This is a genomic window from Rugosimonospora africana, assembly GCF_016862975.1.
In the GTDB taxonomy this organism is placed as follows: domain Bacteria; phylum Actinomycetota; class Actinomycetes; order Mycobacteriales; family Micromonosporaceae; genus Rugosimonospora; species Rugosimonospora africana.
This window is the reverse complement of sequence record NZ_BONZ01000011.1, coordinates 1-13,660: the sequence shown is the minus strand read 5'-3', so window position 1 is coordinate 13,660 and position 13,660 is coordinate 1. Positions and strand designations below refer to the sequence as shown.

12 protein-coding genes are annotated in these 13,660 nt (G+C 72.1%); 5 read left to right on the top strand and 7 right to left on the bottom strand.

Annotated features, from left to right (window positions below; genetic code table 11):
- Positions 1-8: 8 nt before the first annotated feature.
- Positions 9-1,145, bottom strand: coding sequence for a glycosyltransferase family 9 protein (locus Raf01_RS05105; protein ID WP_203916550.1), 1,137 nt, complete (start codon positions 1,143-1,145; stop codon positions 9-11).
- On the bottom strand, positions 1,142-2,734 hold the full coding sequence (gene rfaE2 / locus Raf01_RS05100; RefSeq protein WP_239133382.1) for a D-glycero-beta-D-manno-heptose 1-phosphate adenylyltransferase: 1,593 nt from the start codon (positions 2,732-2,734) through the stop codon (positions 1,142-1,144). The genes Raf01_RS05105 and rfaE2 overlap by 4 nt, the downstream gene beginning before the upstream one ends.
- A 102-nt stretch (positions 2,735-2,836) precedes the next feature.
- On the opposite strand from rfaE2, the gene ctaD reads away from it, so the two are divergent.
- From ctaD to Raf01_RS05085, 3 genes are read left to right on the top strand one after another with little or no spacing between them, the layout of a single operon-like run.
- Complete coding sequence (ctaD, locus tag Raf01_RS05095) at positions 2,837-4,747, top strand: aa3-type cytochrome oxidase subunit I (protein ID WP_203916549.1); 1,911 nt, start codon at positions 2,837-2,839, stop codon at positions 4,745-4,747.
- A 7-nt stretch (positions 4,748-4,754) separates the two neighbouring features.
- Positions 4,755-6,083, top strand: a complete 1,329-nt coding sequence (locus Raf01_RS05090) for a hypothetical protein (protein WP_203916548.1) — start codon at positions 4,755-4,757, stop codon at positions 6,081-6,083.
- Between the two features lie 11 nt (positions 6,084-6,094).
- On the top strand, positions 6,095-7,531 hold the full coding sequence (locus Raf01_RS05085) for an aldehyde dehydrogenase family protein (protein ID WP_203916547.1): 1,437 nt from the start codon (positions 6,095-6,097) through the stop codon (positions 7,529-7,531).
- A gap of 45 nt (positions 7,532-7,576) precedes the next feature.
- On the opposite strand, the gene Raf01_RS05080 is transcribed toward Raf01_RS05085, so the two are convergent.
- Positions 7,577-8,278: a glycosyltransferase family 2 protein gene (locus Raf01_RS05080; RefSeq protein ID WP_203916546.1), complete on the bottom strand. Its 702-nt coding sequence runs from the start codon at positions 8,276-8,278 to the stop codon at positions 7,577-7,579.
- Between the two features lie 49 nt (positions 8,279-8,327).
- On the bottom strand, positions 8,328-8,552 hold the full coding sequence (locus tag Raf01_RS05075; RefSeq protein ID WP_203916545.1) for a hypothetical protein: 225 nt from the start codon (positions 8,550-8,552) through the stop codon (positions 8,328-8,330).
- A gap of 91 nt (positions 8,553-8,643) precedes the next feature.
- On the opposite strand from Raf01_RS05075, the gene Raf01_RS05070 reads away from it, so the two are divergent.
- Positions 8,644-9,105: an SRPBCC family protein gene (locus Raf01_RS05070; protein ID WP_203916544.1), complete on the top strand. Its 462-nt coding sequence runs from the start codon at positions 8,644-8,646 to the stop codon at positions 9,103-9,105.
- Positions 9,106-9,246: 141 nt separating this feature from the next.
- Here Raf01_RS05070 and Raf01_RS05065 read toward each other — a convergent pair whose 3' ends face one another.
- A complete protein-coding gene (locus Raf01_RS05065) occupies positions 9,247-10,380 on the bottom strand; it encodes an LCP family protein (RefSeq protein WP_239133381.1) in 1,134 nt (377 codons plus the stop codon).
- Between the two features lie 238 nt (positions 10,381-10,618).
- On the opposite strand from Raf01_RS05065, the gene Raf01_RS05060 reads away from it, so the two are divergent.
- Entirely contained in the window at positions 10,619-11,002 is a 384-nt protein-coding gene (locus Raf01_RS05060) for a nuclear transport factor 2 family protein (protein WP_203916543.1), read from the top strand.
- Here the strand turns inward: Raf01_RS05060 and Raf01_RS05055 are convergent.
- Both Raf01_RS05055 and Raf01_RS05050 read right to left on the bottom strand, forming a co-directional pair.
- The gene (locus Raf01_RS05055; protein WP_203916542.1) at positions 10,986-11,621 is read right to left on the bottom strand and encodes a hypothetical protein; all 636 of its coding nucleotides are present in this window, start codon (positions 11,619-11,621) and stop codon (positions 10,986-10,988) included. The genes Raf01_RS05060 and Raf01_RS05055 overlap by 17 nt on opposite strands.
- A 4-nt stretch (positions 11,622-11,625) precedes the next feature.
- On the bottom strand, positions 11,626-13,660 hold a 2,035-nt coding region (locus tag Raf01_RS05050), incomplete at its 5' end, for an FtsK/SpoIIIE domain-containing protein (RefSeq protein WP_239133380.1).

Genomic DNA, 13,660 nt, shown 5'->3' with positions numbered 1-13,660 from the left:
CCACAGAGCTACGAGTGAACCGCGGGCTCCGGGATCCGGACACCGACCCCGAGCAGTTCCAGCGCGGCGTCCCGGACCTCGACCGCCGGTACGTCGGCGACGAACGACACCCGGTGCGCGCACGGCGTCCCGCCCTCCCGGGCCGGATACAGGTCCCGGGTGCAGTCCTGGCCGCACTCCGGGCAGTGGATCGTCCAGGACACCATCGGCAGGTGCCGGGCCCGATCCGTCGGAGCACAGTTGATCACGTTGCCGACCCAGTAGATGCCGACCGTGGCGGCGCCGACCGCACCGGCGAGGTGCAGCGGGCCGGTGTCGTTGGAGACCACCACCGCGCAGCCCGAGTACAATCCGGCCAACCCGCCCAGCGACAGCCCGCCGATCAGCGCCCGGGCGGGGTGGCGCATCCGGCCGACCACGTCCTCGACCACCTCGCGTTCCGGCGGGGTACCGGTCACCAGCACCTCCGCGCCCGCCTCGGCGAGAGCGTCGCCCACCTCACCGAACCGCTCGGCCGGCCAGCGCCGCCGCGGGTCGCTCGCGCCCGGATGCAGCGCGACCCTCGGTCCGGACGGCGCCCCGGCCGCCTGCTTCGCCTCCACGAGGTCCTGCTCGGTCAGCCGGATCCGGGGGCGCCAGGTGATCGGCGGCGCGCCGGCCAGGCCGACGACCTCCAGGTACCGGAACACCTCGGGCTGGTAGTACACGTACCGGACCCAGCGGTCCAGCGGTGGCGCGTCCTCGGCCCGCAACCCGACGGACAGCCGGGCGCCGAGGCTCGCGACGAACGGGTTGGAGTTGCGCCCTCCCCCGTGCAACTGCACGGCCAGGTCGTACTGCTGGGCCCGCTGCTGTTCCTGGAACTCGGCGAGCGGCTGCGGCCGCTCACCCGGGTCCGCGTCGCGGATGCCCGGCACCGGCGGGACGACCACCACCCGGTCCACCGGTCCCGGGCGGCCGGACAGGAACCGTGCGTGCCAGGGCGCGCCGAGCAGGGTGATCTCGGCCTCCGGGTACGCGGCCCGCAGCGCGTCCAGCGCGGGAACGGTGAAGAGGTAGTCGCCGAGCGCGTTGGCGCGCAGCACGGCGATGCGGGCCACGAAGGGCTGGATCCCCCGGTCCGGCGACCGATCAGGGGAGGTCACTGGTGGCCGCCGCCCGAGCCGGCCGGCTCGGCCTGGGTCACCGCCTCGGCCTGGGTCACCGGCTCGCCCCGGATGACCGGCTCGGCCGATGGAGCGGCCGGCGCGGAGCTGACCGAAGAGGCGACCGCCGCCGCCTCACGGCTACGGATCCGCTCGATGATCGCCGAGGTCGACCGGTCCGGCAGGTACGCCAGGGTCTGCACCTCGCCGCCCAGCGCGTACACCAGCTCCGCCTCCGGGATCAGCTCCGGCGTGTAGTCGCCGCCCTTGACGTACACGTCCGGGCGGATCGCCTCCAGCAGGTCGGTCGGGCTGTCGTCGTCAAAGATGATCACGTGATCCACGCAGCCGAGCGCGGCGAGCACGCCGGCCCGGTCCTCCTGCGGGTTCACCGGGCGGCCGGCGCCCTTCAGCCGCCGTACCGACTCGTCGGAGTTGACCGCGACGATCAGCACCTCGCCCAGTTGCCGGGCCTGCACCAGGTACCCGATGTGGCCCCGGTGCAGCACGTCGAAGCAGCCGTTGGTGAACACGATCCGGGCACCGAGTGCCCGGGCCTCGCCGACCATCCGGGTCAGTTCGACGATGTCCATCGGCCGCGGCGGCTCCGGCGCCATCCAGTCGAGCAGCACGTCGACCCCGCACACCGTGGTACCCGGCTCGGCCAGCGCCGACCCGGCGGCACCCTGGGCGATCTGCGAGGCCGCCGCCGGCCCCGCCCCGGCCAGTTCGGCCAGTACGAATCCGGCGAGGTAGCTGTCACCGGCACCGGCGCTGTGTGCGGCCGGACCCGGGGTGGTGGCGGTGCGGTACAACGCGCCGGACCCGTCCAGTACCAGCGAGCCGTCCACGTCCAGAGTCAGCGCGGCGGTACCCGCCCCGGCCGCCTCCCGGATCGCCGGCAGCTGTTCGGTCGCCCAGTCGACCCGGCCCCGTACCGGCGCCCGAACGCCCAGCAGCCGGGCCGCCTCGTCGATGTTCGGCGTCACCAGGTCCGGTCGGGTACGGGCCCACGGCCGCAGGTCGTGCGCGTCCACGGCGAGCAGCCGGATCCGGTCGCGCCGCTGGCTCAGCAGGTCGATCAGGTCGCCGGGCAGGGTACCGGCGGCGTAGTCGCACACGATCACGCACTCCGGCCCCTCGTCCAGGGCCTCGCCCACCTCGCGGAGCAGCACCGCGGCGTGCTCGGGCGGCAGCGGGCCGACGTCGCCCTCGTCGAACCGGGCCACGATCTGCTCCCCGGCCACCAGCCGGCGTTTGGTCACCGTACGGCGGCCCTCCACCGGGATCAGCCGGCTGCTCACCCCGCCGTCGGACAGCCGCTGGCTGAGCAGGTGCGCCGTCTCGTCCCCGCCGGTCGCGGCGATCAGCTCCACCCGGGCCCCGAGCGCGGCCAGGTTGGTCGCGGTGTTGGCGGCGCCGCCCGGCGCGTACCGGCTGTCGGACAACTCCACGACGCTGACCGGCGCCTCCCGGCACAGCCGGTCCGGGGTGCCGGTCAGCCAGCCATCCAGCAGGGCGTCGCCCAGCACCAGTACCCGCCGGCCCGACCAGCGGCCGGCCAGTTCCGCGATCGTCTCTCGCTCCACGGGGTGGCCTTACCCCGCCTGGCCCCAGACATGCCGGGGGCGGTGGGAGAAAGCCGGCCCCGCACCGTTTAGTGCCGACCACGCCGGGTAGCGGGCGAAGTCATGACAGACGAGGACCAACCACCCGAGGATCTCCCGCCCGAAGATCCCGGCACGCGGCCGATCCGGGCACCCGACCCCGGCGAGTACCGCCGAGGTCAGTACCCCGCGCCCGAATCCGCCGAGACCGAGCTGGCCCCGGACGAGCGCGAACGGTTCAAGAGCGCGATCGGCACCGGCGCCACGGCGATCGAGACCAAGCTGCGGCCCTCCGAACTGAAGCCGTCGCCGATCCTGCCGTACCCGGGTCCGGTGCACCGCCAGGTCAAGGGCTCGGCCGTCGCCCGCCTGCTGCGAACCACCGACGCCAAGCAGATCGGCCTGCTGTACCTGACCACCGCGTTCGGCTTCTACACCATCGGCGGCGCGCTGGCCATGCTGATGCGCGCCGAGCTGGCCCGGCCCGGGCTGCAGTTCCTGTCTCCGGAGCAGTACAACCAGCTGTTCACCGAGCACGGCACGATCATGCTGCTGCTGTTCGCCACCCCCATGGTCTTCGCGTTCGCCAACTACATCGTGCCGCTGCAGATCGGCGCGCCGGACGTGGCCTTCCCCCGGCTGAACTCGTTCGCCTACTGGCTGTACCTGTTCGGCGGCGGGCTCGTCGTCGCCGGTTTCCTCACCCCCAACGGCGCCGCCGACTTCGGCTGGTTCGCCTACCAGCCGCTGGCCAACGAGCAGAACACTCCGGGCGCCGGCGGCAACATGTGGTACGTCGGGCTGGTCATCTCCGGCCTGGGCACGATCCTCGGCGCGGTCAACATGATCACCACGGTCGTCACACTGCGGGCGCCCGGCATGACCATGTTCCGGATGCCGCTGTTCACCTGGACGATCCTGATCACCGCGCTCCTGGTGATCCTGGTCTTCCCGATCCTGGCCGCCGCGCTGCTGGCCGCGCTGGCCGACCGGATCATCGGCGCGCACGTCTACGACGCCGACACCGGAGGTCCGCTGCTGTGGCAGCATCTGTTCTGGTTCTTCGGCCACCCCGAGGTCTACATCGTGGCGTTGCCGTTCTTCGGCATCATCTCGGAGGTCATCCCCGCCTTCAGCCGCAAGGCGCTGTTCGGCTACAAGGGCATGGTCGCCGCGATCATCGGAATCGCTGGGCTGTCCATGACGGTCTGGGCGCACCACATGTTCGCGACCGGGCAGGTGCTGCTGCCGTTCTTCTCGTTCCTGTCGTACCTGATCGCGATCCCCACCGGCATCAAGTTCTTCAACTGGATCGGCACCATGTGGAAGGGTCAGGTCACGTTCGAGACGCCGATGCTGTTCGCCCTCGGCTTCCTGATCACCTTCCTGCTCGGCGGGCTGTCCGGGGTGCTGCTCGCGTCCCCGCCGGTCGACTGGCACGTCTCCGACACGTACTTCGTCGTGGCCCACTTCCACTACGTGCTGTTCGGCACGATCGTGTTCGCGGTCTTCGCCGGCGTGTACTTCTGGTTTCCCAAGATGACCGGCCGGATGCTCGACGACCGGCTCGGCAAGCTGCACTTCTGGCTGACGTTCATCGGCTTCCACACCACCTTCCTGGTGCAGCACTGGCTGGGCAACGAGGGCATGCCCCGCCGGTACGCGGACTACCTGCCCACCGACGGCTTCACCACGCTCAACACCATCTCCAGCATCGGCGCGTTCGTCCTCGGCGCGTCGACCCTGGTGTTCTTCTGGAACGTCTACAAGTCCTACAAGTTCGGCCGGCTGGTGACCGTCGACGACCCCTGGGGGTTCGGCAACTCGCTGGAGTGGGCCACGTCCTGCCCGCCACCGCTGCGCAACTTCAACCGGCTGCCCCGGATCCGCTCCGAGCGTCCGGCCTTCGAGATGAAGTACGGCAAGCGCCTCGCCGACCTCGCCCGTGACGCGAAGCAGCGCGAGGTACGCGGTGCCCAGGACCTCGAATCGTAGGTGGCAGATGGTCGCGTTCTCCGGTGAGGAGCCGGCACCCATCGCCGGCGCGCGGGCCGCCGGTACCCGACCGCTGCCAGCCGAACAGACGCTCGGCCCGTACGGTCAGGTGGGTTCCCTGGTGCTGGCCACCTCCCGGGCGCTTTCCGGCGAGGAGCGCCCGGTGCCGTCCGGCGGGTCGATGCTGCGGCGCATCGCGGCCGGGCTGGCCGCGCCGAGAGAGGAGCGGGCGGCGCTGCGCGCGTCCGAGACCGGCCTCATCGACGCCGACGCGATCGCCGCGTTCGCCACCGCGCAGTACCCGCGGGAACAGTTCCCGGCCGTGGTGGTCGGTTCCCCGCACGGCTCGGCGGCGCACCTCGCCGTGGCGCTGCGGGTGCCCTGGCTGCCGGCCGCGTTCGACGTGGCCGTGCAGGCACCGGACCCTGCCGACGGTGACGTACCCGCCCTGCTGGCCGGGGGCGCCGCCGTGGCCGAGGCGGTACTGGCCAGCAACCCGCAGCTGTCGGTACGGCAGGTTCACGACCCGGCCACCGCCGCCCCCGGCACGATCACGCTGTTCCTGCGGTGGCGCACGCTGCCCGCCGCGTACCGGGAGTTCATGACCGACCAGTTGCTTCCCGGCGCCACCGTCCTGCTGGTCCGCGACACCAGCACCGCACCCGCGCTGATCGGGCCGGGCCGCTTCGGCTTCCAGTACGGCGGACCCGAGGACGACCTGCCCTGCCTGCCCGGCACCTGGGTGCACGGGGAGACGGCGTACGGCGTGAGCGGTGGGTTCGCCGAGGCGTTGCGGGTCTTCGCCGCCGACCGGGGACACTCGCTGCGCCGCGTCATGTTCGGCCGGCCGGAGGCGCTGTCCGCCGCGGTGGCCGACGTGTACCGGCGGTGGATGCGCTCGGCCGGCAAGACCGGCAACCGGCTGGTGATCGAGTGCGGCCGGCTGCTCGACCCGGCTCAGGTCATCCGCGCCGGGCTGGTGCCGTTCTGGCTGCCCGCGCCGAGGCACCACACGGTCGCGGAGACCGCCTGGTGGCTGGCCGGCAGCGAGCCGTTCAGCCAGATCGAGGTGCTCATCGAGCCGCCCGGGACGAACGCGCCGACCCTGGCCAGCCTGGCGCAGTTCGAGGCGGTGGCCCGGTTCGCCACCCGGCAGGGTCGGGTGGACACGGCCACGGCCCGGGCCTACCCGTACGGCACGGTGTCCGCCCGGCACGCGAGCAGGGTGCTCAAGGCTCACCCGTACGACCTGCCGGCCCCGCCGGAGCTGTCCCTCTCGACGGCGGTGCGCTGGCTGCGGGACAGCGCGGAGACCGACGACCTGATGATCTGTTGATTGGACCGGACATGCGGGACATCGAACGCGTCCTCACCGCGGAGTGGACGGCTGCCCAGACCGAGGAGTGGATCACCAAGACGGATCCCGCCGACGGGTCTCCGGTCGGCCGGATCCCGGTCACGCCGCCGGCTGGTGTCATCGAGGCGGTCCGGGCCGCGCACGACGCCGCGCCGGGCTGGGCTCGTACGTCGCCGTCCGCCCGGGCGGCCGCGGTGCAGGACGCGGCGCGGGCGATCGAGGAGCACATCGAGGACCTGGCCTGGCTGACCACGCGGGAGATGGGCCGCCCGGTGGCCGAGGCCCAGGCCGGGGTCGCCGCCGGGGTCGCCACCCTGCGCCAGTACGCCGAGTTGGGCCCGCTGCACCGGGGTCACTCGCTGGCCGGCGACTGGGAGGCCACCGACCTGATGGCGTACGAGCCGCGAGGCGTGGCCGGCGTGATCACCCCGTGGAACGATCCGGTCGCGGTCTCCTGCGGGCTCATCGGCGCCGCTCTGGTCACCGGCAACGCGGTCGTCTACAAGCCGAGCGAGCGGACCCCCGGTACCGGCTGGCTGCTCGGCCGGCTGATCGGCGAACTACTGCCGCCCGGGGTGTTCGCCACGCTGTGCGGCGGGCCGGCGGTGGGCGCGCTGCTGACCGAACAGCCGCTCGACGTGATCGCGCACGTCGGTTCCACCGCCACCGGCCGCCGCATCGCCCTGGCCGCCGCCGTCACCGGAGCGGCGGTCCTTCTCGAGAACGGCGGCAAGGACCCGCTGATCGTCGACGCGGACGTCGACCCCGGCTGGGCGGCGGAGCAGGCCGCGACCGGCGCGTTCGCCAACGCCGGGCAGCTGTGCACGGCGGTCGAGCGGATCTACGTTCACGAACGGATCGCCGGCGACTTCCTCGACGCGCTGACCAAGCAGGCCGAACAGATCCGGGTGGGGCCGGGATGGGACCCGGACAGCCAGCTCGGGCCGCTGGTCGACCGGCAGCTGCGAGACCTGGTACACGCACAGGTGCGCGAGGCGGTCGCGGCCGGCGCCCAGCCGCGCTGCGGTGGCGAGCTGCCGGACGGGCCGGGGGCCTTCTACCCGCCGACCGTCCTGGCCGGCTGTACCGAGCAGATGGCAGTGCTGCGCGAGGAGACCTTCGGTCCGGTCGCACCGGTCGTCGCGGTCGGCTCGTTCGAAGAAGCGTTGCGCCAGGCCGATTTCGGCGACTACGGACTGGCTGCCACCGTGTTGACCGGCTCGGTCGCCCACGCGCAGCAGGCGTGGCGGGAGCTGGCCGTCGGTACCGTCAAAATCAATGACGTGTTCGGTGGCGCGCCCGGTGGGGCCGCGCAGCCACGGCGGGCCAGCGGCGCGGGTTTCGGGTACGGGCCGGAGCTGCTCGACGAGTTCACCACGGTGAAGGTCGTGCACCTGGCGCCGGCACCGCACAGCCACCGGGCCTGACCCCGGCTCGGCACGGCTCAGAGGCACCACCGGGCTCGGCCCGGCTCAGAGGCTTCGCGGCTTCTCGATGTCGCCCCGTTTCACCTCGTACTTGCGGCGGATCACCACTTCCTTGGGCTTGTGGGCCGGATGCTGCGGACGCTCGGCGAACGCCACCACATCGGGCACGTAAGCCAGCCCCCAGCCGGCGCGCTCCAGATCCAACACGAGGCGCCGGGTCGGGCCGGTCGGGGACGCGGCCGGATCGAAGCCGCCGACCTCCAGGAACGCCTCCCGGCGCAGGATCGCCGAGGACGCCCGGAACAGCTGGATGGACGGGCCGGGCAGGTCCTTCTCCTTGCCCTCGCTCGCGCTGGCCATCGACTTGGTGATCGGGTCGGGCTTGCGTTGCTTGCCGGCGAGGGTACGGGCGGCGATCACGGCCAGCCGGTCGTACTGGCGCATCAGCTCCACGCCCTTGTCCAAGGCGCCCTCCGCCCAGCCGGAATCCACCTCGGCGAACGCCACGAACGGCGTGGCCGACGCGGCCACCCCGGCGTTGCGCGCTTCGGGCACGTTGGTGGGTTGCCTACGCAGCAGGCGTACCTGCGGGAAGTCGCGGGCCGCCATGCGCGAGGTCTTGTCCTGCGAGCTGTGGTCGACGACCACGACGGCCGGCGGGTTGTGCAGCTCCGCCAGCGCGGTCAGGCAACGGCGCAGCCACTCGGCCCGGTCGCGGGCGGTGACCACGACCGTGATGTCCGGCACGCTGATTCCTTTCCCCCTGGGCCGCTCGACCGGCCCGCTACAAAACGGGTTAGCCGCCTTCCACGCTCGGTACGGAGAAACCGAGCTCGGCGAATGCGTCGCTGCGCGCCGCGCGTACCGTCTCCTCGCGCCCCATCAGCATGTCGTATTCGGCCAGCTCCGCCGGGTCGGCGGCCACCGACATCCGCTCCGCGAACTCGACCAGCTGAGCGGCGGCCATCTCGCCGGCCCGAGCCGCACGCCGGGCCGCTTGCAGGGCCTCCATCTCGTCCATGCTCCCGACCTACCCCGGGCGGCGCCGGTCACACCGGGTTTCGCCGGTGTGCCGTCGGGTAGGCATATCGATGAGACCGAAAGGAGCCATGATGAGCAGCGTGACCGAGTCGGTCGACGTGGCGGTACCGGTACGCACCGCGTACGACCAGTGGACCCAGTTTGAGGACTTCCCGCACTTCATGGAGGGTGTCGAGGAGGTCCGGCAGGTGGACGACCAGATGACCCACTGGCGGGTCAAGATGGCCGGGGTGACCCGCGAGTTCGACGCCCGGATCACCGAGCAACTGCCGGACGAACGAGTGGCCTGGGCGTCGACGGCGGGACCGCGCCAGGCGGGTGTCGTGACGTTCCACCGGCTCGACGCGGACCACACCAGAGTGACCGCGCAGTTGGAATTCACCCCGGGAGGCATGACCGAGACCGTCGGCGACAAGGCCGGCGTCGTCACCCACCGGGTCAAGGACGACCTGGACCGGTTCCGCCAGTACATCGAGGGCAGGGGTTCGGCCACCGGCTCGTGGCGGGGCCAGATCAACCGCTCGGAGCCGTAGCGGCCCGGACACCCAACCCGGCAGGCGTCGCGGCGGGTCGGACCGGCAACGGTCCGGACCCGCCGTCTTCGTTCGCCGTCTTCGTTCGCCGTCTTTGCCTGCCGCCACCGACCTCGCCCGATGCGGGTGAGGCTCGGTCGCTCAGTTGTTCGGCGTCGGCGCCGAATTCGGGTCGGAGCCAGAGTCCGGACCAGAGTTCGAGCCAGGATCCGAGCCGGGGTCCGAGCCCGAGCCAGAGCCCGAGCCGGGGTCCGAGTCCGCGCCGGGGTCTGAGCCCGAGCCGGGGTCGGCGTTCGAGTTGGCCGTCTGGTTGCTCAGGTACTGCGCCACCCGGTCGTTCTGCACCGCCCGGTACAGCGCCGCCGCCCTGCGCTCGTCCGGGTACACCACGTCCTCGTCGTTCTCCGTCCCGCCGCCGACGGTCGGGCTGGTCAGGAACGTCACGTCCGGACTGCGCAGGTTGCGCAGCGCGACCGCGACACTGAGCAGATCGAAGTCGCGGTCCACCGTCATCGAGTGGGTCACCGAGTGCAGGAGAGTGTTGAGTTTCCCCGGATCCGACAGCATGCCGACGTTGGCGGCCTTGTCCAGTACCGCCTTCATCAGCTGTTGCTGGTGCCGTTCGCGGGCGAAGTCACCGTCGGCGAACTGGTAGCGCTGGCGCACGTAGTCCAGCGCCTCGGCGCCGGTGAAGTGCCGCCGGCCCTGCTGGAACACCCGGTACGGCGGAAAGATCGAGGTGACCGTCTGGTCCACGGTCAGGTCCACTCCCCCGACCGCGTCGACGATCTGCTGGAACCCGGAGAAGTCGATGAGCACCACGTGGTCGATGCGTACATCGGTGAACTGCTCGACGGTGCGCACCGCGAGCGGTACCCCGCCCCACGCGTACGCCGAATTGATTTTCGCCATCGCCGCGCCATGCTCCCCGTCCGGCGACTCGGGTATCTGCACCCAACTGTCCCGAGGAATGGAGATGACGTACGCGTGACGGTGGTCCGCGTCCAGATGCAACAGCATCATGGTGTCGCTGCGCGAGTCGGCGGTGTTGTCCGGGTTGCGCGAGTCGCTGCCCAGCAGCAGCACGTTCATCGCACCGGCGACGCGGACCGGTGGCCGGCCGTCCAGCGACAGTCCGTTGAACGCGTCGGTGCGCTTGAGGTCGGAATTGAGCGAGCGCCCGTACGCCCAGACGGCGGTGGCCGCGCCGGTCGCCAGAACGAGCAGCCCGACCAGCATTCGGAGCAGTACCCGTCGCCCCCGGCGTTCCCGCATTGCCGCGTCACCCTCCGTAATGTTCCCCCTCCCCGAGGTTAGACGGCGGGCGCGGGCCCCCAATCGCGATTTGGCAGGTTCGCTCCGCCTTATCTGGCTCGCTCCGCCTTAGCTGGCAAGAAGTTCGCGCGCCCGGCATTACCTGTGACGTCATCGACTCCACCACCGTGGCCGGTGCAGCATTACTGGTGTTCCGGCCGGGACGACCCGATCGCACAGCTACGGAAAGAGAACTGACGTGAGTGACTTCACCGAACTTGTGGGCCGCTACCTAGCGATCTGGAATGAACCGGACGCGTCGGTCCGCCGCGCGGCAATCGCCGGTGTGTGGACCGAAAGCGGCAGCTACACCGACCCGCTGGCCGCGGTCGACGGGCACGACGCGATCGACGCGCTCATCGGCGCCGCCCGCGCGCAGTTCCCCGGCCTCGTCTTCGAATCCAACGGGCCGGTGGACGCACATCACAACACGGCGCGCTTCGGGTGGCGGCTGGTGCCGGCCGGCGGCGGAGACTCGATCGTGGAAGGGTTCGACGTCGCGGTACTGGCCGAGGACGGCCGCATCAGTGGCGTCTACGGGTTCCTGGACAAGGTACCCGCGGGTGTCACAGGAGACCAGTGAACACCTTGAAGGCGCAGAAAGCCACCGGCATGGCCAGGAAACAGACGGCGAATCCGAGGCGGGCACTGCGTTGCACGCTCTGGTCGCCGACGACCGGCCGGCCCAGCGCGCCGATCGCGAAGTAGCCGCCGGCCCAGGCCAGGAGCGGGAACCCGGCGCAGACCCAACCAAGGATCGTCACGGTGCCCAGGTGCCCGACCCCGGACAGCGCGAGCAGGGCGTACTGGGCCACCACGGCGGCCAGGGCACAGCACGCGTATACCAGCAGGTTGCGCGCCGGGGCCGAGGTGCCGGGCAGCAGCCGGGGCTGCCCGGCAAGCTGCTCGGCCTCGGCCGCGGCCGCGTCGGCCAGGTCGGCGTGCTGGCGGGCGAGCTGGAGCGCCTGTGCCGGATCGGTGACCGGGGCCGGGCCGGCCGGTCCCGGTGCGGGCAGCGGTGTCTGGAGCAGGCCGCTCAACTGCTCCAGACGCTGCCGCTGCATGCGCAGCCTGGCGTCGAGCGATCCGGTCGCCGCGGCGGCGGCTTCCCGCGCCGCGGCCTGGCCGGCGGCCTGCCGCTCGTCGTCGCGGTACAACTCGTCGAGTTGCCGGGCGAGCCGGGCGTACTGGTTCCAGGTCATCGGTTCACGCCTCCTCGACCACGCGGCCCGGCCGGACGAACGGCACCAGCAGGCTGATCCGCTGCTCGTCCCGGTCGACCAGCAGGGCGCGGTTCGGCCGGGGCTGGTAGGCGAGGTCCACCTCGCCCAGGTACAGGCCGAGTTCCGCGCCGGGCACGTTCAGCGCGACCAGACAGGAGACGTCTTCCCGGTTGCTGGTACCGCCGATGTCGTCGGCCAGCCGTCGCAGGCCCCGCCACCACCCGAGCAGGTGCACCCCGCCGGCCGGGCCGGAACGCAGCACCGACCGCAGGTCGTCGTGTCCACTGTGGAACGAGCTGGGGTCGCGGGCACCCAGCATCCCGCTCGCCGCGTCCACGCCGAACACCACCAGGTACGTCCGGCCGTGCTCGGCGGTGCCCGGGCCGGCGGCGAGCTTGTGCAACTCGTCGCGCAGCCCCTGGGCGTCCAGGACGGTGACCGTGTGCCCGGCCGCCCGCAGTTCGCGCATGGTCTCGTCGGCCACGTCGTCTGCTCCGGCGGCGAGCGGCGCGACCAGGAACCGCGCGGCGTGCGGGGCGTGCTGGCGGGCGACGCTCACCGTCGCGGCGTGCAGCACGTCCGCGCCCAGCGCCGACGTGCCGACCACAGCCAGGTGCCGGCCGGGCGTGGCGTCCAGCGCGAACAGCGCGGTGCTCTGCGCCACGTCCAGTACCCGGCCGACGAGCGCGACCGGGCGGCGCTTGCCGGGCGCCAGGCCCCGGAACGTCGGGTCCTCCTCCACGTGCCGGGTCGCGTACCCGGCGAAGACCGCCGGCGGCGCGGCACCCGGCACGCGCTGCTCGAAGATCCGGTGCCGTACCTCGGCCACCCCGGCCCGGTCCACGTGCGCGTCCGGGAACCGGACGGTCACGTCGGCACCCGCCAACCCACCGGCGCTGTTGACGATCGCGCTGCCCAGGCTCAGCCCCTCGGCCGCCGGGTTCAACGTGTCCAGCACGCCGGAGCCGCCGGGCAGGGCGATCCGCAGCGGAAACTGGCCGAAGATGGAGTCGGTCTTGCCGTACAGCGCCTCGACACCGGAGACGGTCTGCGACGCGAGAACCAGATGGATCCCGTACGAGCGGCCCTTGCGCGCCAACTCCTCCAGCAGCGCGGTGGCCTCGGCGGCCAGCCGGTCGGTGCGCTCGAACAGCACCTGGAACTCGTCGATGACCACCACGATCCGGGGCATCGCTATATCCGCCAGCCGCGGACCGCTTGACCGCGACGCCTCGTCCCTCGGCACCGCTGGCGGTCCGATGTCCGCCGGTCCCGGACCGCTTGACCGCGACGCCTCGTCCCTCGGCATCGCTGACGGTCCGATATCGCCCTGCCCACCCCGCCGCAGCTCAGCCAGTGTGGTGGCCGCGTCCCGCTTGAGCGCCGCCGCCCGGCGGTTGAGCTGGCCGCGCAGTTCGCGCAGGACGGCGACGCCATATTCCCGGTCGGACTCGATGCCCACCGCTCGGGCGTGCGGGATGAACGACGGGTCTCGGGCGGTCGGGGTGAACTCGGTGAAGCTGATGCCCTCCTTGAAGTCCAGCAGGTACAGCGCGAGTTCGTCGGGCGAGTACCGGGCGGCCAGCCCGTACAGGACATCCAGCAGCAGTACCGTCTTGCCGGCGCCGGTGCGCCCGCCGATCAGCCAGTGCGGCGTGGCGTCGTCGAACGCCAACTCCACCGGCGCCGGGCCGGACCGCCCGACCGCGGTGCGCAGCCCGTCGACCGACGACTCGGTCCACAGCTGTTCCGGAATCAGCTCCGCGAAGCTGAGCGCGGACTGCCGGGCGAGCCGTTCGCCGACGGTCGCGGCGACCGCCGACACCAACCCGGCCGGTACCGAAGTGTCCACAGTGACCGGTGCGGCCAGGCCGCGCCCACCCGCCCCTAATTCCAGCCCGGAGACGGCGTCGATCCTCGCCTGGGCACCCTCGACGCGCACCCGGGTCACCGCGCCGCGCCCGGGGGCATCGACGCCCGGCTGGTCTGGGTCGCGGCGCGGCGTCAGACGCGCCGAG

What these genes read in the sequence shown, in the direction of transcription:
- ctaD (WP_203916549.1), top strand. Translation starts at nt 2,837, where the DNA reads ATGACAGACGAGGACCAACCACCCGAGGATCTCCCGCCCGAAGATCCC.
- Raf01_RS05075 (WP_203916545.1), bottom strand. Translation starts at nt 8,552, where the DNA reads ATGGACGAGATGGAGGCCCTGCAAGCGGCCCGGCGTGCGGCTCGGGCC.
- Raf01_RS05070 (WP_203916544.1), top strand. Translation starts at nt 8,644, where the DNA reads ATGAGCAGCGTGACCGAGTCGGTCGACGTGGCGGTACCGGTACGCACC.
- Raf01_RS05085 (WP_203916547.1), top strand. Translation starts at nt 6,095, where the DNA reads ATGCGGGACATCGAACGCGTCCTCACCGCGGAGTGGACGGCTGCCCAG.
- Raf01_RS05065 (WP_239133381.1), bottom strand. Translation starts at nt 10,380, where the DNA reads ATGCGGGAACGCCGGGGGCGACGGGTACTGCTCCGAATGCTGGTCGGG.
- Raf01_RS05055 (WP_203916542.1), bottom strand. Translation starts at nt 11,621, where the DNA reads ATGACCTGGAACCAGTACGCCCGGCTCGCCCGGCAACTCGACGAGTTG.
- Raf01_RS05090 (WP_203916548.1), top strand. Translation starts at nt 4,755, where the DNA reads ATGGTCGCGTTCTCCGGTGAGGAGCCGGCACCCATCGCCGGCGCGCGG.